Below are 20,156 nucleotides of genomic sequence, written 5' to 3' on the forward strand. Positions count from 1 at the left end.
TGTCGGGGGGCTGCATGCTGCGCCCGCCTTAATCGGGCGAATTCATTCGCCCCCTACAGTCACTGGGGGCTACCGGGGATACCGCATGTTCGAAAAGCGCTTTCGCATTACGTTGCTGTTCAACGCCAATAAAGTGTATGACCGCCAGGTGGTCGAGGGCGTTGGTGAGTATTTACAGGCTTCACAGTGCGATTGGGACATCTTTATCGAAGAGGATTTTCGCTGCCGTATCGACAACATCAAGGACTGGTTGGGCGATGGGGTGATCGCCGATTTCGACGACCGTGAAATCGAGCATTTGCTGCATAACGTCAGGGTGCCGATCGTCGGCGTGGGCGGCTCATACCACCGTGATGAGGATTACCCGCCGGTGCACTACATCGCCACGGATAACCAGGCGCTGGTAGAGGCAGCGTTCAGCCACCTGAAAGAAAAGGGTATTAATCGCTTTGCCTTCTACGGCTTGCCGAGCGAAGGCGGCAAACGCTGGGCGCAGGAACGCGAACATGCTTTCCGCCAGCGGGTGGCGCTGGAGCAGTATCAGGGTGTGGTCTATCAAGGGATGGCCACCGCACCGGAGAATTGGCAATACGCGCAGAACCGGCTGGCGGACTGGGTGCAGACCCTGCCGCAGCAGACCGGTATTATCGCCGTGACCGACGCACGGGCGCGTCATCTGCTGCAGGTTTGCGAGCATCTGGACATCGCGGTGCCGGAAAAGCTGTGCGTGATCGGTATCGACAATGAAGAGCTGACACGCTACCTGTCGCGCGTGGCGTTGTCTTCAGTGGCGCAGGGCACTCGCCAGATGGGCTATCGTGCCGCCAAGCTGTTGCACCAACTGCTCGATCGCCGTGAGCTGCCGTTGCAGCGCATTTTGGTGCCGCCGGTGAAGGTGATCGAACGTCGTTCTACCGACTTCCGCTCGCTGCGTGACCCGGCGGTGATCCAGGCCATGCATTATATTCGCCATCACGCCTGCAAAGGCATCAAGGTTGAACAGGTGCTGGATGCGGTCGGCCTGTCGCGCTCCAACCTGGAGAAACGCTTCAGGGATGAGACCGGCGAAACCATCCACCATGTGATCCATCAGGAGAAGCTGGATCGCGCCCGCAACCTGCTAACGGCGACTTCGCTGACCATCAACGAGATTTCGCAGATGTGCGGTTACCCCTCGCTGCAGTATTTTTACTCGGTGTTTAAGAAAGGCTATGACATGACGCCCAAGGATTATCGCGAGCGCTACGGCGAGGTCGGGTATTAGGAGGTGTAGCCATAATGGCTACATACGTAGCGAATAAGGCTACACCCTCTCAGATCAACCCGCAAAACGCCTTTAGCCGTTCGGCCAGCGCCGGGGTGGCGGCGGGAGCGCCATCGCGGTAATACAGCGCCAGTTCAATGCTGTCGATCGGCGGTAGCCCTTCGGCGATGCCTAGCACCCGGTGGCTGGGCAAGCGGCAGCTAGCGGGCAACAGCGTAACGCCTAATCCGGCGGCAGATGCGGCGGTGAGGGCCGCCAGACTGGCACTGCTGTAGCCGATGCGCCAACGCTTGCCGAGATTATCCAGCGCCTGGCACAAGTCTTCGCGGTACAGGCCATTGAGCGGGAACACCGCCAACGGCACCGGGGATTGTTCAATTGCCGGGAAAGCCAGGCTGTCCAGCCACAGTAGCGGCTCCGGCCTGGCGGCACGCGGCGGCTGGCTGCGGCGCTGTTTCACCAGGATCAGATCCAGTTCTTCACGCGCGTAGGCGCTGTGCAGATCGGCGCTCAGGCCACTGGTGACGTCCAGCCGCAGGTGCGGGTGCGCCCGGCTGAACTCCGCCAGCAGTTCAGTGGTGGGTGCCGCGAAATCCTCCGGCATGCCCAACCGCAGTACGCCGTCGCGCCAGATACCGGTTAAGGCGTCGTGCGCCTCTTCATTCAGCGCGATGATCCGCCGCGCATAACTCAACAGCTTGACGCCTTCCTCGGTCAACAAGACCTGATGAGACGAACGTTCAAACAGCGGCTTGCCAAGCATTTCCTCCAGTCGCCGTACCTGCTGGCTAACGGTGGACTGCGATAAAAATACCCGGTCTGCGGCACGAGTGAAGCTGCCGCTGTCGCACACGGCGACAAAGCTGAGCAATAACTGCGGATTGAACATCGGGTAACGATTCATTTTCCCACTGCTGGCTATTTTATTATTTAATTTCCCAATACTAGCGGCGTTACCTACAGTAACGCAACGCTGCGGCGTACAGGTTGTGACACCGCACTCTTCATCCCGGAAGTTCAGGAATACACCGTGTTAAATCATTTTATTGCTCCCCCCTTCATGCGCCGCTGGTTCAATCCCCTGCTGTGGGTGCTGGTGCTGATTGGCCTGAATATGCGGCCGTTGCTGACGTCAATTGGCCCGCTGCTGCCGACGCTGCGCCAGGCCACCGGGCTGAGTTTTGGTGGTGCAGCCCTGCTGACCACCTTACCGGTTCTGATGATGGGGTTGATGGCGCTGGCAGGCGGTGCCATCAACCGCTTGTTCAGCGAACGCACCAGCGTTGTCCTGAGCTTGCTGGCGATTGGCCTGGGCGCCGCCTGGCGTGAGCTGGCACCCGACAGCACGCAGTTGATGCTCAGCGCCGTGCTGGGCGGACTGGGAATTGGGGTGATCCAGGCGGTAATGCCCGGCATCATCAAACATCACTTCCTCAAGCAGATGGCGTTGGTGGCCGGGTTGTGGTCGGCGGCGTTGATGGGCGGCGGCGGGCTGGGGGCGGCGATCACACCTTGGCTGATGAGTGTCGGTCATGACTGGCATAGCGCACTGGCCTGGTGGGCTGCACCGGCGCTGGTGGCGGTGATCGCCTGGTGGCCGGTCAGCCAGGGTTTGGCGCGCCTGACGCCGTCCGGTGCTGCTCGCGGGCCGAGCCTGTGGTTCAGCCGCCGCGCCTGGTTGCTCGGTGCCTATTTCGGTTTGATTAATGGCGGCTACACCAGCCTGATCGCCTGGTTGCCACCGTATTACATGCAGCTCGGCTGGCAGCCGCAAGCCAGCGGCTCGCTCTTGGCGTTGATGACCTTCGGGCAGGTTGTGGGGGCGCTGTTATTGCCGGCGCTGGCACGCTCGGTGGATCGGCGACCGTTGTTGTTGCTGGCGCTGGTCATGCAATTGGTCGGCTTTATCGGCCTGATCTACCTGCCGCAGACGCTGCCGTGGCTGTGGGTATTGCTTTCCGGCCTGGGGCTGGGCGGGGCTTTCCCGCTGTGTCTGGTACTGGCGCTCGATCATATCCCACACCCGGCGGCGGCGGGGCGATTGGTGGCGTTTATGCAGGGCATCGGCTTCTTGCTGGCGGGGACGACGCCGTACATTTCCGGCCTGCTGCGCGATTACAGCGGCAGTTTTGTGCTGGATTGGCAAATTCATGCGTTGCTGGTGGTGGTACTTATCGCCATTACTTGGCGCTTCCATCCGCACAGCTACCGACGGGCGTTCGCCGAATAATATTTCTGTCATTGCGGCTCCCTATAGTGACGTTGCTTTTACTTCTGGGCGATAACAACAAAAAGGGAACCAAAACATGCACATCACCAAAACTCGTCTGGCACTGTTGGCCGGCTGTATGGCACTGAGCGGTAACCTGTGGGCCGAAGCACAGCCGGTGCCTGCGACGCTGGCCGGGCATGCGTTACTGGCCGTGAAATCCAGTGTCGCTGCGCCACAGGACGCTCCCAGCGATTTGCAGCAAAGCGGTAAATACACCAGCGGCAAGCGCGTGACTGAACTGGGCAGCGTGGCGGGAAAATCCGCCGATCGCATGACCGGCATCGGCCTGCCGATCGCTGGCCAGCCCTTGCAGGGCCATTCCGGCATCAAGCACATGCCCGACGGCACCTACTGGGTGCTGACCGACAACGGCTTCGGCAGCAAAGCCAATTCGCCGGACGCCATGCTGTACCTCAATCACTATAAAATCGACTTCGGCAATGGCACGGTGACACCGCTGAAAACGGTGTTCCTGCACGATCCCGACCAGAAAGTGCCGTTCCATATCATTAATGAGAGCACCGACCAGCGTTATTTGACCGGCAGTGACTTCGACCCGGAAAGCTTCCAGTTCGCCGACAATGCTTTGTGGATCGGCGACGAATTTGGCCCTTATCTGATCAAGGCTGACCTGGACGGCAAGGTGCTGGCGGTATTTGACACCAAGGTGGACGGCAAGGTCGTCAAGTCGCCGGATAACCCGACGCTGACCCTGCCGGGGGCGCCGGACGGCAAACAAAACTTCCAGGTGGCGCGTTCCAAGGGCTTTGAGGGCATGGCGGCGTCCCCGGACGGCAGCAAGCTGTACCCGTTGCTTGAGGGCGCGCTGTGGGATGGCGAAAAGTTTGAAAACCTCGACGGCAAACGTTACCTGCGGGTGCTGGAATTTGACGTGAAACAGCAGGCCTGGACTGGCCGCAGCTGGCAATACGTGCTGGAGGACAACCAGAACGCCATCGGTGATTTCAATATGATCGACGCCACCCATGGCCTGGTGATTGAACGTGATAATGGCGAAGGCACCCCGGACAAAGCCTGCGCCGCGGGCGCGCCAACCGACAACTGCTTCAGCCAAGTGGCGAAATTCAAACGAGTGTACAAAATCGCTTTCTCTGACGCTAACGTCGGCAAATCGGTTGATAAACTGTCTTATATTGACCTGCTGAACATTCAGGACCCGAACAAATTAGCGCGCAAACCGCTGAACAACGGCGTGCTCACCTTCCCGTTCTTCACCATTGAAAACGTCGACGTGGTGGATGGCAGCCATATCATCGTCGGCAACGATAATAATTTCCCGTTCTCCTCCAGCCGCCAGCCGAACGTGGCGGATGACAACGAATTTATCCTGCTGGACGTCAAAGATCTGTTGAAGCCGTAATTCTCCCGGCCTTCGGTACCATTGCCGGAGGTCGGGCTATTTCCCTCTTAGCGCTAAGGATAAACTGCGCTATAATCAGGCTCTTGCTTCTGACTCCCGAAGGAAGATCCTCGTCCCCGGTGGGGCGGCCGGACTTCAAATCCGGTTGGGGCCGCCAGCGGTCCTGGGCAGGTTCGACTCCTGTGATCTTCCGCCAATTAATGCGTTTCGCTACCCGTCAGTGATTGAATACACCATTGCGCAAGCTGCGTTATCGCTTGTTCAACTTCATCGTTGTAACCAAACCCAGCATTTAACCGGAAACAGTGATCGTAACGATCATCCGTGGCAAAAATATGTCCGGGGGCAATGCCGATCCCGGCATTACGAGCCTTGATAAACAGAGTACGTACATTTAGGGTGGTTTCCGGCATTTCTACCCAGAGTACATACCCCCCTTCGGGCTCAGTAACTTTGGTTCCTAAAGGGAATTCTCGCAATACCACTTGACGGATCTTGGCCACCAGGCTGGCTAACTGTCTCCTTAGTTTGCGCAGGTGGGCGTCATATCCGCCGTTTCTTAGCAACTCGGCAATGGCAGCCTGCGGCAATATTGAAGAACCCATAGTCGAGGTATATTTCAGCGAGGTGATTTTACGCAGGTAATGGTTACTGTGCACCCAGCCGACACGCACACCGGGCGCTACGGTTTTAGAGAAACCGCTGCACAGAATGACGTTGGGACTAAAGGCCCTCATTGGAAACGGCCGCTGCTCACCGAAGGCAATGTCCCCAAAGGTATCATCTTCAATAATGATCACATCATTTTGATCTGCCAACTTTGTGATGTAGGCCTTTTTCTCGCTTGGTATGGTTCTCCCCAGCGGGTTATTAACATTGGCAAGAGTGACAAATACCTTAACGGCTTTTCTTTGGAACAGCGCCACCAGTTTTTCGCAATCTACATACCCTTCATTACCCGCTTCAACCTCAATCACGCGCAGGTTGAGATGACGCAACATTTGCAGTAAAACAAAATAGCAGGGCGATTCAACGGCGACCACATCCCCCGGTTTTACTGTGGCACGAAGTGAGAGTGAAAGTGCCTCAATACAACCATTAGTAACCAAAATGTTATCCGGATTGATATTGCAGCCATAGTCTATTGCCCGTCGGGCTATTTCCGCTTTTAAAGGTACATAGCCGGTACCCTTTACCGTATCCCCGAGCAAAAATGGCTTACTGTAACCAAGCTGGCGCATGATTAAACTTAGCTTTTTTATTGGATAAAGGGAGCTATCACCATTTGCCAAGTCCAGGCGAACGCGGCAATTCTCACCCACCATTGCCATGTGCAGTTCGGTTTGTTCATCCAGCGGTGCAATCTCACGTGGTTGTTCAATAACGGATGGCTTCTTTTGTCGCAGATGATGACGGGGTGCAACAAAAAAACCTGATTTGGGTTTAGCTACTGCGTAATGCTCATCTTCCAATGTACGCAAGCTTTTTAACGCGGTTGTCAGACTGGTATTGTACTGGGTGGCCAGTGTTCTAACCGAAGGTAGACGTGCATAGGGTGCTAACAGGCCTGCGTGAATTGCCTGCTTGATTTGTTCAGCTATCTGACGGTACAGACTGTTTTGTCTTACCTGTTTCGTTGGCCCAATCGACATCTGTACCACTCCATATCGCTTTGATCTGTGCGTATAAAACAGATTACTTTGAGAGTAGTTTATCTAGCAAGGCATTCATCTTGAGACGATCTCTCGCACCAGATTGGTGACATATAAATAAAGGTTATTTCAGGGCTGAAATTTTGCATAAATAATGACTGATAAACCGGGGGGTAATTGATTCGCTATTTAGCTCATCTTAGATGTAAAAGAATAAATAGAGACTAATGGCACTTATTAAGTGACGATGAGGTGATATATCATGTCAACTAGAGATATGTTCTTGGCTCTCTGTGTGATTGTGGCCTGGGGAGTTAATTTTGTGGTTATTAAAATGGGTCTTCATTCGATGCCGCCTTTTTTATTGGCTGCATTGCGTTTTGTCCTGGTGGCATTTCCAGCCATATTCTTTATCAAACCACCGAAATTACCGGTACGGTGGTTAGTTGCTTATGGCATGAGCATCAGCTTTGGCCAATTCGCATTTTTATTTCTGGCTATCAAGATTGGTATGCCAGCAGGGTTGGCATCATTGGTGATACAAGCGCAGGCTTTTTTCACCATTTTGTTAGGTGCGTTAATACTTGGTGAAAAGTTGACGTGGAATCATATCATCGGGATTTTGATTGCAACAATAGGCATGTTTATGCTGGCTACTGCAGGTGTGAAAGGTCAGTTTTCTGGAGGTGTCACGCTAACCGCAATGATGCTAACGCTGGCTGCTGCACTCTCGTGGGGATTAGGCAATATTACGAATAAAGTGATCATGCGTAATCACCAGGTACCGATCCTGTCACTGGTCGTTTGGAGTGCGTTGGTGCCAATAATACCGTTTTTCGCCTGTTCTTGGTTATTCGAAGGTAGCGCCACTATCGTCTATAGCCTGACACATCTTCGGGGGGAGACCCTTCTGGCATTGGTTTATCTGGCATTTATTGCCACTATCATCAGCTACGCTATCTGGGGTGCTTTGCTGAGCCGTTATGAAACTTGGCGTATTGCACCACTGTCGCTACTTGTGCCCGTTGTCGGTATTTTAAGTGCAGCATTAGTCTTGGGGGAAAGGTTGTCTTCCCAACAGCTTATCGGTGCCCTGGTGATCATTGCTGGTTTATTAGTGAATGTTTTTGGCGGTCGGTTAATACCTGGCCGGATAGCCTGCAAACAACGATGACGATTGAATCCGCAGATAATACATGTGCTTACACTGTGATGGGGGCTATGCGGCAGTGATGATTGCATATGGGGTTCCGGAAATATTAATAATAATGCGTTGAGGATATATACATGGAATTGAGTATGGCTAATGTATCGGACATTGAACAAGTAATGGCATTGCTTAAGCGGTATCAGGTGGAAACCATCAGTGATGAAGACAAGAAAGAGGGCTTTGTTACTACGAAACTGACTTATGCCCAAATGGTTGAGCTGATTGAACAGGAGCATGGGCTGTTTATTGCTAAGCAAGAAGGTAAGGTCGTGGCATTTGTCATGGCTGCTTCCTGGAATTTTTGGGCTCCCTGGCCTTTGTTTCAACACATGATTGGCAGATTAGGGGAATATGAATTCGCCGGCCATGTACTAAGCGTAGAGAATTCTTACCAGTATGGGCCTATTTGCATCGACGTGTCCGTTCGCGGTAGCGGAGTGCTTGAAGCTCTGTTTGCATTTGCTCGCGAATGCATGTCGCATCGTTTTGAGGTGTTAGTTACTTTTGTGAATAAAGTTAATCCACGTTCTTTTGCTGCCCATACCCGGAAGTTGGGTCTCAAAGTTCTAAATGAATTTACATTTAATAAAAATAATTACTACTGGATGGTTTGTGCTACTCACTGAGGTTGAGCTAGCGGAATATCCTGAAAAAATCGAATGCTTCCTGTTGCAAAAGCATTGAGAGAATCGACTCAGATACAACGTGGTATAATTACGTTAAATCAATAAAGTTATCTATTATTGTTAAAGTCATTATCCGTTGAAAGGTTAAAAGCCGCCCCCGAAGAAGCGGCTTAATCACTTACGGCTTAGGCGTACTGGGTTAGTTTCCAGGTGGCTGCCTGATTATTATAAGGCGGCATGGTATTGCCTTTAGCGATGGGCGCAGTGGTTGATGGCGTACCCACAACCTTCCAAACGCCGCTTTCAGGGCATTTTTGCCCTGTTGATGCGGTAGTACCAAGGGGTGATCGGGTCATAATGATCTTTCCTTAATCAGTGCGGCGCTACCCTAGCACCGCTAATAAAGATATTTACAGGTTCCCGTATATATTCAATCCCCAAAATGAAATACAAAACATTAGTTTGATATTAGTGAGCGCAGGAGTTTGTTCTTTAAATTTTTAGATATGAAACCATTATTTGTTTCAATGTATAATTAATTTATATTTCTTGTTTTAAAATATCTTATTTATATATATTTTGGTGAATAATCTTAATTGCTTATTATTATGAATTCGAGAGTCTATTTATAAAATAGACTAAGATACAATAAGTTAAAATATCGTAGCGGATTCTCTGAGCCAGGGCGTTTTTTTTGGCAAATTTAGTAGCCTGTCCTGATGCTATGAGCCAGCTCAAGCGTGAGATGACAGACTGACCTGAAGAAGATGAATTTGAAAGGATAAGTTAGCGGTGTTAAAGTAAAGGTCCCGGTCAGCAGTGTTTTTTTGTACCCTGTCTGACCGGAAATTTTTCCCTGGTGTTGGCTGTGTTGGCTACCTGACCGTACAGGTCAGGTTTTTTTTTCAGTGCCTAACGAGGTTCATTATATGTTACGGTTCCGAATCCGTAAGTTGTACTTAAGTCCCATCCATGCCTATACTTAAGTTCAGGTTCGTTCACTAAAAGGGACGTCGGACCGCCACGGAGCCTGTATGTTTTCTATCTTCAATGAAAATCAAACAATAACGGAAACGCTTCGAGACCATATCGACAGAAAACTGTCTGCACTCGGTAGCCCGGAATACGCTTATACGGTTGTCAGGAAAAAAAATCCGTCAGATGTGCTTATTATTTCCAGCTACCCTGACGAGTGGGTAAACCTTTACCGCGCTAATAATTTCCAACTCACAGATCCGGTGATACTGACAGCATTCAAACGCACTTCGCCCTTTGCATGGGACGAAAATATCACCCTCATGTCAGATCTGAAGTTCACTAAAATTTTTTCCCTTTCCAAACGGTACAACATTGTTAACGGTTTCACCTTTGTGTTGCATGACCATATGAGCAACCTGGCGTTGTTGTCTGTCATTATTGCTAGCAACGGACAAGGGGAGCTGGAAAAGCGACTCTCATCTGATCGCGGGGCCATGCAGATGTTGCTGATCGACATTAATGAACAGATGTATCGTCTTGCCGGCTCCGCTTCATCCACTAGCCATAAGCATCATGCAGATACGGATAAACCCATTTTTACTCCACGCGAGAATGAGGTGCTGTATTGGGCCAGCATGGGAAAAACGTACGGAGAGATTGCAGCCATAGCTGGTATTTCCGTAAGTACGGTGAAGTTCCATATGGGTAATATTGTGGTCAAGTTAGGTGTCAGTAACGCCCGGCAGGCTATCCGGCTGGGCGTTGAGCTGGAACTTATAACTCCGGCAGCGACAGCGGCCAGGTGATAACGGATGATGCCGGACAACTAAGCCCGGTGATGATCCCCGCTGCCATTTGGTTCTGATCCACTGGCCCTGTTGGGAGAACCACTAGATAAATACGCTCGCGTTCGCTGAGGAAGGCTTCTTTGAGTACACGGATTTGCCATCCTGAACGTTTGAGGATCCTCAGCATAGCCCGACTTACGATGGTGTGAATAGTGTTGCATTTATTGTGTTGGGCCCAATTGATCATGGCCAGGAACAGGGCCTGACTGATAGGGTATCGCTCACCAAGCAACCGCCGAGCACGGGCTTTGTCGACAAAAAAACGGCTTGATTCGACCCCTTCTACAGGGAGCTTAACGGTGTCAAAACAGGTGCGGAATGTGCGGGTTATCATGTTGGGCTGGCTCAGTGCAGTGAAACGCACGCTGCAGACCAATTGTCCGTTGCACAAGCCGAGGACATAACGCGTGCCGGAGTTATCAAACTCATCAAACTCCATATCAAGGTTACATGCTACGTCCCAACCTAGTCGGTCACTGAAGGTTTTTTTTCTCAGCCGGTAAAGCTCGTTCGAGTGTGTCATTTTCAGCTCTTCGTAGCTGACATCAAATAATTCAAGCATTCCATGACCCTTTTATTATTGGTGTATATATATTACGTATTTCAAACAGCCTGCGAGTATTCTACAAAAATTTTAAGCTGGCCGATGAAAACAAGATCATGTCCGATGAGATAAAGGTAATTTGGTGCCGAATTTTCTGCTTTGCACAATGACTTTCTCTTGGTTGGATGATAAGGCATTGTTCCTTAACTGTCGGAGCCAATGGGCTGAATCTGGGTAAGAGAGGAAAGCAGACTAATAATTATTGGGCTATGCCACATCAATAAATCATCCGCCCAAAGCTGTTTCAAATGATTTTAAAGGAGCAAGAAATCCTTATTTCCAGATGGGAATAATTATAATAAGCCCGTGAACAAACCCTCAGATCATCTGCTTACCATCTTATCTTATCCTGCGGAGGGACAGGTCTCCGCCAACTGAGTCAACCCCTCACTTTCCTGCTTGAATGAGACTTTGCCCTGATCCAGCGTGACCACGAAAATGCTGTCGAAGTCGCTACCTGGCCATGCGGGCACCTGACTGGCGTCGCCACCGCGAGCGGCAACGATGTTTTTTACCGCCTTATCGAGATTCTTGTGTTCCCAGGCGATGAAGATGCGCGAGTTTTGGTATTTATCGCTGAGCAGTTCCTGCTGTAACCCGGCGATATCATCGGCGTGGAATTGAATGCCGATCGGCAGGCCGACGCGCACGGCGGTGGGCATAATGGTCGACAATGCCCGCAGCGAGCTGCCGGTCTTGTTCTCTTTTGGCCCGGCGGCAAAGATAAAGTCCGGCTTGCCGTAGCGGTTCAGTAGCACCTCCGGCAGTGCCAGCGCGCGATTTAACCCTTTACAGGTTAATTGCCCGCTGTCGTTGGCTGGTTTCTCCCCGTGTCGCACGAAGATCAGCGTTTCCTGCGCCAGAGCGCTTTGGCTGAGCAGCAGCAGTGCCGTTAAGCCGCCCAGTATGTTGTTGCTCGTTTTGTTAAACATCCTCAACCCTTATGTCATGGCTTGCTGATTTCTATGCGCTTTTCATCGCGTTACTCGCTATCATTACTGGTGTGACAAAAAAGGCATGCCGCACTGATGTGGCGCCTCTGGGATAATTAAATACTGGCCTAAGGAAGGATTTACAATGAAAAACATTTTCTTTTTTGACGCGATGCTGACACCGAAAATCATCACCGGTGTTTACTGGCTGTGCCTGCTGGGCATTATTGTTGGCGGGATTGGGTCGATGTTCTACGGTGAGTTTTTCCGTGGTCTGTTTGCGATCATTATCGGCGGCGTGTTCACTCGCGTTTGCTTCGAAATGATCATCATTGCGTTTAAAAATAACGAATATCTGCGCAAAATCTCCGAAAAGCCGTGATTCAGTAATAAACTTCAGCGGATATTAAAAATGGGGGGTTTTGTTCCCCCCATTTCCCAGCCCTTCAATCGCAGCTTGCTAAAAACCTCTCATGTTTTTGCCGTATGGCATAGATAGCGATCAGCAGACCGATGCCGGTAGTTATAGCGCCCACCCAGTTAGGTGAGGCGAAACCATAACCTGCATCAATAGCCATACCCCCCAACCAAACCCCGGCGGAAGCCCCCAGATTGAACGCTGAGATATTGGCTGCCGAGGCTAACGTTGGCGCCCCGACGCCTGGCTCCAGACCGGCTTTGGGAAGTGCGAGTCATCTGGCTGCCCTGCGGCCATTTAGCTTCTATAATCGCTGCTGGATAACCGTGAATTCAGGAGTGAGCATGCCTTCCAGGGCGATAATGAAATGGACCAAACGGCTGACGATCGTGGGGGTCACCGTCTTGCTCACGTTGTTTGCGGTGCGGGTTTACGATACTCAGAGCGGCCCTGCGTTGGAGCCGTGGCATACCTTTGTGCCGCACGAGCTGTCGGCCGCCGAGTTGGACAACACCAATTGGCAGGGTTATCTGGCCGCAGAGAGCCGGGTGTTTGATGAAGTGAAGGCCAACGTCACGGACAAGCTCTCCGCCAGCGAACGTATTCCGCTCAACCGCTATTTTGACGGCAGCCCCGTCTATCCGGAGCATTTTTCCCGGGACTGGAATCGCTCTTACGAATTACTGCCGGAAGGCGAGCCGCGCGGTGCGGTGGTGCTGTTACACGGACTGACCGACTCCCCCTACAGCCTGCGGCATGTCGCCGAAAACTACCGGCAGCACGGGTATGTGGCGGTGGGCATTCGCCTGCCGGCACACGGTACGGTGCCGGGGGCGCTGACCGATATTGAATGGCGCGACTGGCTGGCGGCAACGCGTTTAGCCGTGCGCGAGGCACGCAGTAAAGCCGGGGGTGACAAGCCGCTGCATATCGTGGGCTTTTCCAACGGCGGTGCGCTGGCGATGAAGTATGCGTTGGACGCGCTGGATGATCCGCAGTTGACGGCGCCGCAGCGGTTAGTGCTGATCTCACCGATGATTGGCGTCACCAGCTTTGCCCGCTTTGCCGGGATTGCCGGCTGGCCGGCGGTGTTCCCGGCGTTTGCCAAAGCGGCCTGGCTTGGCGTGCTGCCGGAGTTTAACCCTTTTAAATACAATTCGTTCCCGGTGAACGGCGCACGTCAGTCCTATCTGCTCAGTAATGATTTGCAGCAGCAAATCGCCCGGGCGGCGCGTGACGGCAAGCTGGATAAATTAGCGCCGGTGCTGACCTTCCAGTCGGTGATGGATTCGACCGTCAGCACCCGAGCGGTGATCCGCGCGTTATATAACGAATTGCCGGCTAACGGCAGCGAACTGGTGCTGTTTGACGTCAATCGTACGGTAAACTTCGGGCCGTTGCTGCGGCCCAATGCGGCGGCGGCAGTCAGCCAATTGCTGCCCGCGCCGCCACGCCGTTACCAGACGACGGTGATTGCCAACGCCTCACCGGAAAGCAGCGAGGCTATCGCCAGCGTGATGCAAGCCGGCGAAATCACGGCCAGCGAGCAGCCATTGGGTATGACCTACCCGGCGGATATCTATTCGTTGTCGCATGTTGCACTGCCATTCCCGGTGACTGATTCGCTTTATGGCCGCTTCCCGGCACAGCGCGGCGAATTCGGCATCAGCCTGGGCACTCTGGCTGCTCGCGGCGAACGCTCGGTGCTGGTGGTTGATCTTGATTCACTGATGCGGATTGCCTCAAACCCGTTTTTCCCTTACCTGCTGCAGCGGATCGATAACAAGCTTTAGTCGAAACCGAGGATGCTGAAGGCATCGTCCTGCGGGTAGTAGCCGAGCAGGTTGCTGGTTTCCTCCAGCGACAGCCGCTTATAGCGGTTGTTGGAAACGCCGTGCACCACCGCATGGTGCACGCCCTCAATGCGCAGGCAGCGTTCCAGGAGGTCGGCGGCGTCGCGGTGGCTGAGGAAGGCGCTCATATCACGGGCGCTGAGCTGTTCGCCGGGTTCCAGCGTGGTGAAATTGGCGATGCGCACCGACAGCGAAGAAAGCCCCTCCTGATGGGCAAAGTAGGCGGCGATGCCTTCGCCAAACGCTTTGCTGACCCCGTACAGATTTTTCGGTTTGGGCGCATCCTGCGGCCGAATTTGGTGATCCAGCGGATAGCCTTCCACCGCCTGCGCGCTGCTGGCGAACACCACGCGTTTGCAGCCTGCGTCTTTCGCCGCGCGGAAAATATTGAAGGTGCCGAGGATATTGTTATCCATCAGTGAATTGCAGAAGTCGGCGTCAGGGGAAGGGTCGGCGGCCAGATGCAGCACCGTATCGATATTGGCGCAGGCCGCGCGGCAGGCCTCAATATCGGCGATATCAAAACTGATGATTTCGTCATCCGGCTGCAGGTCGTTCAGCAGGCTGATGTCTCTTTCCGCCAGCCGCAGTTGATAGCGATTCCCGACGGATTGTCGGAATGCGGTGGCGACCCGGCCACCCGCGCCGGTAATCAGAATTCGTCCAAACTCAGTACGCAAAGTCATGATCTCAGCTGTCCCTAAAGTCAATTACGCGGTAATCAGTAATAATCCCCTGCGTGACTTTTGTCCAGCATCAATTAGCCTTGCTGATGTTTTATGTGCCCAGTGGGCATTTTTTCCCGATGATTTCCGCCAGAAAAGTCATTACCGCGCGCACGGCAACGGACCGCGCCAGATCGGGGTAGGTCACCAGCCACAGCTCGCGTGTCGGCGCGGTGATGGACGTGGGTAATGCGATCAATACTGGGTCGTTATCGGCGACAAACGTCGGCAATACCACGGCCCCCAGCCCCGAACGTGCCGCTTCTTGCAGCGAGAACAAATCGCTGGCCTCAAACACCACCGGGCGGCCCTGCAACAGCTGCTGCAACCACTGCTGATGGGGCTGGTGTTGGTAGTGGTGATCGTAGGCAATGAAGGTCCGCGCGGCTTCTGGAAGAGCAGCGTGCTGCGGCGTAGCGTACAGCGCGTAGCGCATCATGCCGATGCGCTGCACCAGCAGATCCGGCTGTTGTGGGCGCACCATGCGCACCGCCACTTCGGCAGCGCCCCGATCCAACTCGGCGATGGCCGACTCGCCGGAGAGTATCAACGTAATATGCGGAAAAGCCTGATGAAACTGCGCAATTTGCGGTGCGATAACCCGTGCGGCAACCGACGGCGGTGCACTGATGCGGACCTGGGTTTGTGGTGTTTCGCCGGCGCTGCGCGCATGACGGACAATGGTATGGCTTTGATTTTCTATGTCGGCAGCCAGCCCGGCAATCATTTGCCCATCCTGTGTCAGCGGCGTGCTGCGCGGCAAGCGAAGGATCAGCCGCAGGCCGAGCGCTTTCTCCAGCGCCGCCACCCGACGGCCCACCGTGGCGTGATCACAGCCCAGTTCCCGTGCTGCCGCCGACAATGACCCGGTGCGTGCCAGCACCACAAAGTGTTTTAAATCCTGCCAATCGAACATCAGTGAATTCCTGCACAGTATCGCCGCGAATTTATGGAATATTCACACAGAGTGAGCTGTGATTCAATGCCGTTATCTTTGCAACCAGATTGAATTATTCAATAAGGTAAACTTATGGATTTGCAACTGCAGGATCGTGTCGCGCTGGTGACCGGCGCGAGTGAAGGTATTGGGGCAGGCATGGTCCGGGTACTGGCGGCGCAGGGCGTTACCCTGGTGGCAACCGCCCGTCGTGAAGATCGCCTGCTGACCCTGGCGGATGAGGTCGAGCGAAGCGGTGGCGTACGGCCTTGGGTGATTGCGGCGGATATCACCGAGGCGGGAGCGCTTGACGGCATGCTTGCGCAGGCAATACACCGCTTTGGCACCATCGACATTGTGATTAATGCCGTTGGCGGTGCCCGCCCGACCGCATTGAGCGAAGGTGATGCGGGTTGGGAAGAGGCGTTTGCCCTGAACTTTACCCCGGCGCGTCGGGTGACCCACGCCCTGCTGCCCGGCATGCAAGCGCAGGGATGGGGGCGGATCATCAACATCAGCGGTTCGATGGAGCCACGTAGTTTGAACGCCGCTACCGCCGCCAAGGGGGCATTGCACCTGTGGGCCAAAGGGCTGGCGGGTGAGGTGGCGGCGCAGGGCATTACCGTCAATACGCTGCAACCCGGGCGGATTAACAGCGAACAGGTGCGTGAAAAACTGCACCCGACCGAGGCCGCACGGCAGGCGTTTATCGAACAGAACATCCCGATTGGCTATTTTGGCGAGCCGGAAGATATGGCTTATCTGGCGGCGTTTCTTTGTTCTCCGCTCGCGCGGTATATCACCGGCGCGGTGATCCCGGTAGACGGTGGCATGCACTATTTCGCTCACTGACGCCGTTTTGTACGGCGGATCACAGTTCGGTAATTTGCCGCGGCAAGGTCTTGCCTCGGCAAAAAGCCGGGTGTTAACGTCATAGCTCAGCCGATTTAGGGTTGTCACTGCTCCGGCAGGCAAAACCTAAACCTCGTGCTTCTGTCCCCTTGGTGGGCGCAGAGGCCATGAGGTTTAGGTTTTTTTTTGCGCTGAATTCCATTGCGGCGATGGGCCACCGCTGAACGGGGTTTGGCAGAACGCAGGATTTAAGGATAACGTCATGAAATATGAAGCATTAGCCAGTGAGATTTTGGCCGACGTCGGTGGCCGCGACAACGTAAAAAGCCTGGTGCACTGCGCCACTCGCCTGCGCTTTAAGCTGCGCGACAACCGGCGGGCCGACGCCGCCGCACTGAAAAAAAATCCTGGCGTGATCATGGTGGTGGAAAGCGGCGGGCAGTTTCAGGTGGTAGTGGGCAACCACGTGGCTGAAGTCTACAACGCGGTCAATCAGGTCGGGGGGCTGAGCGATCGTGCGGCGCTGGCGGATGATGGCGACAAAAAAGACAATCTTTTCAGCCGCTTTATTGACGTGGTGTCCGGCATTTTTACCCCGTTGCTGGGGGTGATGGCCGCTTCCGGGATCTTGAAAGGGTTCCTGGCGTTGAGTCTGGCCTGCGGCTGGCTGCTGGAGAGCAGTGGCACTTTCAAAATGTTGTTTGCCGCCAGTGACGCGCTGTTCTACTTTTTGCCGATCATGCTCGGTTACACCGCCGGGAAAAAATTTGGCGGTAACCCCTTCATTACCATGGCGATTGGCGGTGCCTTGACCCATCCGCTGATGATGGAGGCGTTCGAAGCCGCACAGCAGCCGGATGCGGCACGTGAATATTTCTTCGGCATCCCGCTGACTTTTATCAATTACAGCTCGTCGGTGATCCCGATTATTTTCGCCGCCTGGATTTCATGCCGGTTGGAGCCGCTGTTTAACCGGGTGATCCACAGCGCGGTGCGTAACTTTATTACCCCGTTGCTGTGTCTGGTGATCACCGTGCCGCTGACTTTCCTGCTGATCGGCCCGGCGGCTACCTGGCTCAGCCACCTGCTGGCCAACGGTTATCAGAGCATTTACGCCTTCAACCCCATTATTGCCGGTGCCTTTATGGGCGCGATGTGGCAAGTGTGCGTGATCTTCGGCCTGCACTGGGGCTTGGTGCCGTTGATGATCAATAACCTGAGTGTGCTGGGTCGCGACACCATGGTACCGCTGCTGCTGCCGGCCGTGATGGGGCAGGTAGGTGCCACGCTGGGCGTGATGTTGCGCACCCGCGACGCCAAGCTGCGGGCGCTGGCCGGTTCCGCTATCGGCGCAGGGATTTTTGGGATCACCGAGCCGGCCGTTTACGGCGTGACGTTGCCGAACAAGCGGCCGTTTATTTTCGGCTGCATTGGCGGCGCGCTCGGCGGGGCGGTGATCGGCTACTTCCACACCGCCACCTACTCCTTTGGCCTGGTGAACATTTTTACCTTTGCGCAGATTATTCCCGCCGGGGGTTTCGATGCCACGGTGTGGGGGGCGATTGCCGGTACCTTGCTGTCGTTCTGTTTCGCGGCGGTGGCCAGTTATCTGTTCGGTGTCGTGCCGGTTGAGACGCTCGCGGAGCAGCAGACGCCTGCAGCCCCACTTAACCGCAAGCTGCTCATCGTCAGCCCGATGGCCGGTGACGTGATACCGCTCGGGCAGGTTAACGACGCGACTTTCGCCAGCGGTTTGTTGGGCAAAGGGGTCGCGATCGTCCCGCAGCAAGGGCGGGTGGTGTCGCCGGTCGCCGGGCGCGTGGCGTCATTGTTTAAAACCAGGCACGCCATCGGCATTGAGTCGGATGACGGCGCGGAGATCCTCATTCATGTCGGCATTGATACCGTCAAGCTCGACGGGGTGCATTTCAGCGCCCATGTGCAACAGGGGGATCGGGTTAAGCCCGGCGACCTGCTGATTGAGTTTGATCAGGCGGCGATCCGTGCCGCCGGCTTCGATACCACCACGCCGATCATCATCAGCAACAGCGACGACTATGTCGAGGTGCTGGCCAGCGGCGAGAGCAGGGTGCAGGAACAGGCACCGTTGCTGACTTTGTTACGTTAACCGAGGAGAAAGCGATGAGCAGCAAATTTCCAGACCATTTTTTGTGGGGCGGTGCGGTAGCGGCCAATCAGGTGGAGGGGGCGTATCAGACCGACGGCAAAGGGCTGTCGACCTCTGATTTGCAGCCGCAGGGCATCTTCGGCGCGATAGTACCGCGGCGTGACGGCGACAGCGGCATCAAGGACGTGGCGATCGATTTTTATCACCGTTATCCGCAGGACATCGCGTTGTTCGCTGAAATGGGCTTTAAGTGCCTGCGCACGTCCATCGCCTGGACGCGTATTTTCCCGCAGGGCGATGAGGACACGCCGAACGAGGCAGGACTGGCGTTCTATGACCGGTTGTTCGACGAAATGGCGAAGTACGGTATCCAACCTTTGATCACACTGTCGCACTACGAGATGCCGTATGGGCTGGTGAAACGATACGGCGGTTGGGGCAACCGCAAGACTATCGGCTTTTTCGAGCATTATGCGCGTACGGTGTTCGAGCGCTATAAACACAAGGTGAAGCACTGGCTGACCTTTAACGAGATCAATATGTCGCTGCATGCGCCCTTTACCGGTGTCGGTCTGGCGGAGGACAGCAGCAAGAGCGAGATTTACCAGGCCATTCATCATCAGTTGGTGGCCAGCGCCAGGGCGGTAAAAGTCTGCCACGAAATTGTGCCGGACGGCAAAATCGGCAATATGCTGCTGGGCGGTATTGTCTATCCGCTGAGCTGCAGGCCGGACGATGTTCTGGAGACTCAGCGCCAGAATCGCGACTGGTTGTTCTTTGGTGATGTGCAGGCACGCGGCGACTACCCGGCCTATATGCAACGTTACTTCCGCGAGAACGGCATTCAGATTGACATCACCGCCGAGGACCGACAGGCGCTGCGCGAGACCGTCGATTTCATCTCCTTTAGCTATTACATGAGCGGTTGCGTCACCACCGACGAACAGCAAAACAGCGCCGCCCGCGCCAACATTCTCAATATGGTGCCGAACCCCCATTTAGCCAGTTCGGAATGGGGCTGGCAGATTGACCCGGTTGGCCTGCGTTATCTGCTGAACCTCTTGTACGACCGTTACCGCAAGCCGCTGTTTATCGTGGAGAACGGGCTGGGGGCCAAGGACCGCGTTGAAGCCGACGGCAGTATCAATGACGACTACCGCATCGATTATCTCAACGATCATCTGGTGCAGGTGGCGGAAGCGATCGACGACGGCGTAGAAGTGATGGGCTACACCAGTTGGGGGCCGATCGATCTGGTCAGCGCTTCTAAAGCCGAAATGTCCAAACGCTACGGCTTTATTTATGTCGACCGCGACGATGCCGGTAACGGCAGCCTGGAACGCCATCGTAAAAAGAGTTTTTACTGGTATCGCGATGTGATCCAAAGCAACGGTAACTCACTGAAAGACAAAGCCTAGGTTTTACCCATTAACCCGGTGGCAATCACCGGGTCGTGACCTTTATCTACTGCTGCCA

At 54.3% G+C, this 20,156-nt stretch carries 17 protein-coding genes and 1 tRNA gene; 12 read left to right on the forward strand and 6 right to left on the reverse strand.

Annotation, left to right across the window (positions count from 1 at the left end):
- Positions 1–85: 85 nt before the first annotated feature.
- The gene (gene xylR / locus ACGS9J_RS21505) at positions 86–1,264 is read left to right on the forward strand and encodes a D-xylose utilization transcriptional activator XylR (RefSeq protein ID WP_442232785.1); all 1,179 of its coding nucleotides are present in this window, start codon (positions 86–88) and stop codon (positions 1,262–1,264) included.
- Between the two features lie 49 nt (positions 1,265–1,313).
- Here the strand turns inward: xylR and ACGS9J_RS21510 are convergent, their stop codons facing one another.
- On the reverse strand, positions 1,314–2,168 hold the full coding sequence (locus ACGS9J_RS21510; RefSeq protein ID WP_442232786.1) for a LysR family transcriptional regulator: 855 nt from the start codon (positions 2,166–2,168) through the stop codon (positions 1,314–1,316).
- Positions 2,169–2,324: 156 nt separating this feature from the next.
- Here ACGS9J_RS21510 and ACGS9J_RS21515 point away from each other — a divergent pair, with 156 nt between their 5' ends.
- The 3 genes from ACGS9J_RS21515 (at position 2,325) to ACGS9J_RS21525 (ending at position 5,113) form a co-directional block, all read left to right on the forward strand.
- On the forward strand, positions 2,325–3,494 hold the full coding sequence (locus tag ACGS9J_RS21515) for a cyanate transporter (RefSeq protein WP_442232816.1): 1,170 nt from the start codon (positions 2,325–2,327) through the stop codon (positions 3,492–3,494).
- 76 nt (positions 3,495–3,570) lie between these two features.
- On the forward strand, positions 3,571–4,917 hold the full coding sequence (locus tag ACGS9J_RS21520; RefSeq protein WP_442232787.1) for an esterase-like activity of phytase family protein: 1,347 nt from the start codon (positions 3,571–3,573) through the stop codon (positions 4,915–4,917).
- Between the two features lie 101 nt (positions 4,918–5,018).
- Positions 5,019–5,113: transfer RNA gene (locus ACGS9J_RS21525), tRNA-Sec, on the forward strand.
- Between the two features lies 1 nt (position 5,114).
- On the opposite strand, the gene ACGS9J_RS21530 is transcribed toward ACGS9J_RS21525, so the two are convergent.
- Positions 5,115–6,569 carry an aminotransferase-like domain-containing protein gene (locus ACGS9J_RS21530; RefSeq protein WP_442232788.1) on the reverse strand — a complete coding sequence of 485 codons (1,455 nt, stop codon included), beginning with the start codon at positions 6,567–6,569 and terminating at the stop codon, positions 5,115–5,117.
- 262 nt (positions 6,570–6,831) lie between these two features.
- Here ACGS9J_RS21530 and ACGS9J_RS21535 point away from each other — a divergent pair, with 262 nt between their 5' ends.
- From ACGS9J_RS21535 to ACGS9J_RS21545, 3 genes are all read left to right on the forward strand, one after another.
- Positions 6,832–7,743 carry an EamA family transporter gene (locus ACGS9J_RS21535; protein ID WP_442232789.1) on the forward strand — a complete coding sequence of 304 codons (912 nt, stop codon included), beginning with the start codon at positions 6,832–6,834 and terminating at the stop codon, positions 7,741–7,743.
- A gap of 113 nt (positions 7,744–7,856) precedes the next feature.
- A complete protein-coding gene (locus ACGS9J_RS21540; protein WP_442232790.1) occupies positions 7,857–8,405 on the forward strand; it encodes a GNAT family N-acetyltransferase in 549 nt (182 codons plus the stop codon).
- A gap of 1,034 nt (positions 8,406–9,439) precedes the next feature.
- Entirely contained in the window at positions 9,440–10,189 is a 750-nt protein-coding gene (locus ACGS9J_RS21545; protein ID WP_442232791.1) for a LuxR family transcriptional regulator, read from the forward strand.
- Here the strand turns inward: ACGS9J_RS21545 and ACGS9J_RS21550 are convergent.
- Positions 10,158–10,793 (reverse strand): acyl-homoserine-lactone synthase, encoded by a 636-nt coding sequence (locus ACGS9J_RS21550; RefSeq protein WP_442232792.1) that lies wholly within the window; start codon positions 10,791–10,793, stop codon positions 10,158–10,160. The genes ACGS9J_RS21545 and ACGS9J_RS21550 overlap by 32 nt on opposite strands.
- A 386-nt stretch (positions 10,794–11,179) precedes the next feature.
- Entirely contained in the window at positions 11,180–11,767 is a 588-nt protein-coding gene (locus tag ACGS9J_RS21555) for a histidine phosphatase family protein (RefSeq protein WP_442232793.1), read from the reverse strand.
- 145 nt (positions 11,768–11,912) lie between these two features.
- On the opposite strand from ACGS9J_RS21555, the gene ACGS9J_RS21560 reads away from it, so the two are divergent.
- Together ACGS9J_RS21560 and ACGS9J_RS21565 are read left to right on the forward strand one after the other, a co-directional pair.
- Positions 11,913–12,149: a DUF4282 domain-containing protein gene (locus ACGS9J_RS21560; RefSeq protein WP_442232794.1), complete on the forward strand. Its 237-nt coding sequence runs from the start codon at positions 11,913–11,915 to the stop codon at positions 12,147–12,149.
- A gap of 380 nt (positions 12,150–12,529) precedes the next feature.
- Positions 12,530–13,978: an alpha/beta hydrolase gene (locus ACGS9J_RS21565; RefSeq protein WP_442232795.1), complete on the forward strand. Its 1,449-nt coding sequence runs from the start codon at positions 12,530–12,532 to the stop codon at positions 13,976–13,978.
- On the opposite strand, the gene ACGS9J_RS21570 is transcribed toward ACGS9J_RS21565, so the two are convergent.
- Together ACGS9J_RS21570 and ACGS9J_RS21575 are read right to left on the reverse strand one after the other, a co-directional pair.
- Positions 13,975–14,724 (reverse strand): NAD-dependent epimerase/dehydratase family protein, encoded by a 750-nt coding sequence (locus ACGS9J_RS21570; RefSeq protein ID WP_442232796.1) that lies wholly within the window; start codon positions 14,722–14,724, stop codon positions 13,975–13,977. The genes ACGS9J_RS21565 and ACGS9J_RS21570 overlap by 4 nt on opposite strands.
- Before the next feature lie 91 nt (positions 14,725–14,815).
- Positions 14,816–15,679 carry a LysR family transcriptional regulator gene (locus ACGS9J_RS21575; protein WP_442232797.1) on the reverse strand — a complete coding sequence of 288 codons (864 nt, stop codon included), beginning with the start codon at positions 15,677–15,679 and terminating at the stop codon, positions 14,816–14,818.
- A 114-nt stretch (positions 15,680–15,793) separates the two neighbouring features.
- Between ACGS9J_RS21575 and ACGS9J_RS21580 the strand changes: the two genes are divergently transcribed.
- The 3 genes from ACGS9J_RS21580 (at position 15,794) to ACGS9J_RS21590 (ending at position 20,098) form a co-directional block, all read left to right on the forward strand.
- The gene (locus ACGS9J_RS21580) at positions 15,794–16,552 is read left to right on the forward strand and encodes an SDR family NAD(P)-dependent oxidoreductase (RefSeq protein WP_442232798.1); all 759 of its coding nucleotides are present in this window, start codon (positions 15,794–15,796) and stop codon (positions 16,550–16,552) included.
- A 262-nt stretch (positions 16,553–16,814) separates the two neighbouring features.
- Positions 16,815–18,680: a PTS beta-glucoside transporter subunit IIABC gene (bglF, locus tag ACGS9J_RS21585; protein ID WP_442232799.1), complete on the forward strand. Its 1,866-nt coding sequence runs from the start codon at positions 16,815–16,817 to the stop codon at positions 18,678–18,680.
- A gap of 14 nt (positions 18,681–18,694) precedes the next feature.
- Positions 18,695–20,098 (forward strand): glycoside hydrolase family 1 protein, encoded by a 1,404-nt coding sequence (locus ACGS9J_RS21590; protein ID WP_442232800.1) that lies wholly within the window; start codon positions 18,695–18,697, stop codon positions 20,096–20,098.
- Positions 20,099–20,156: the final 58 nt, after the last annotated feature.

Origin of the sequence: Serratia quinivorans, from assembly GCF_052113645.1 — a bacterium.
Classification (GTDB): Bacteria; Pseudomonadota; Gammaproteobacteria; order Enterobacterales; family Enterobacteriaceae; genus Serratia; species Serratia quinivorans_B.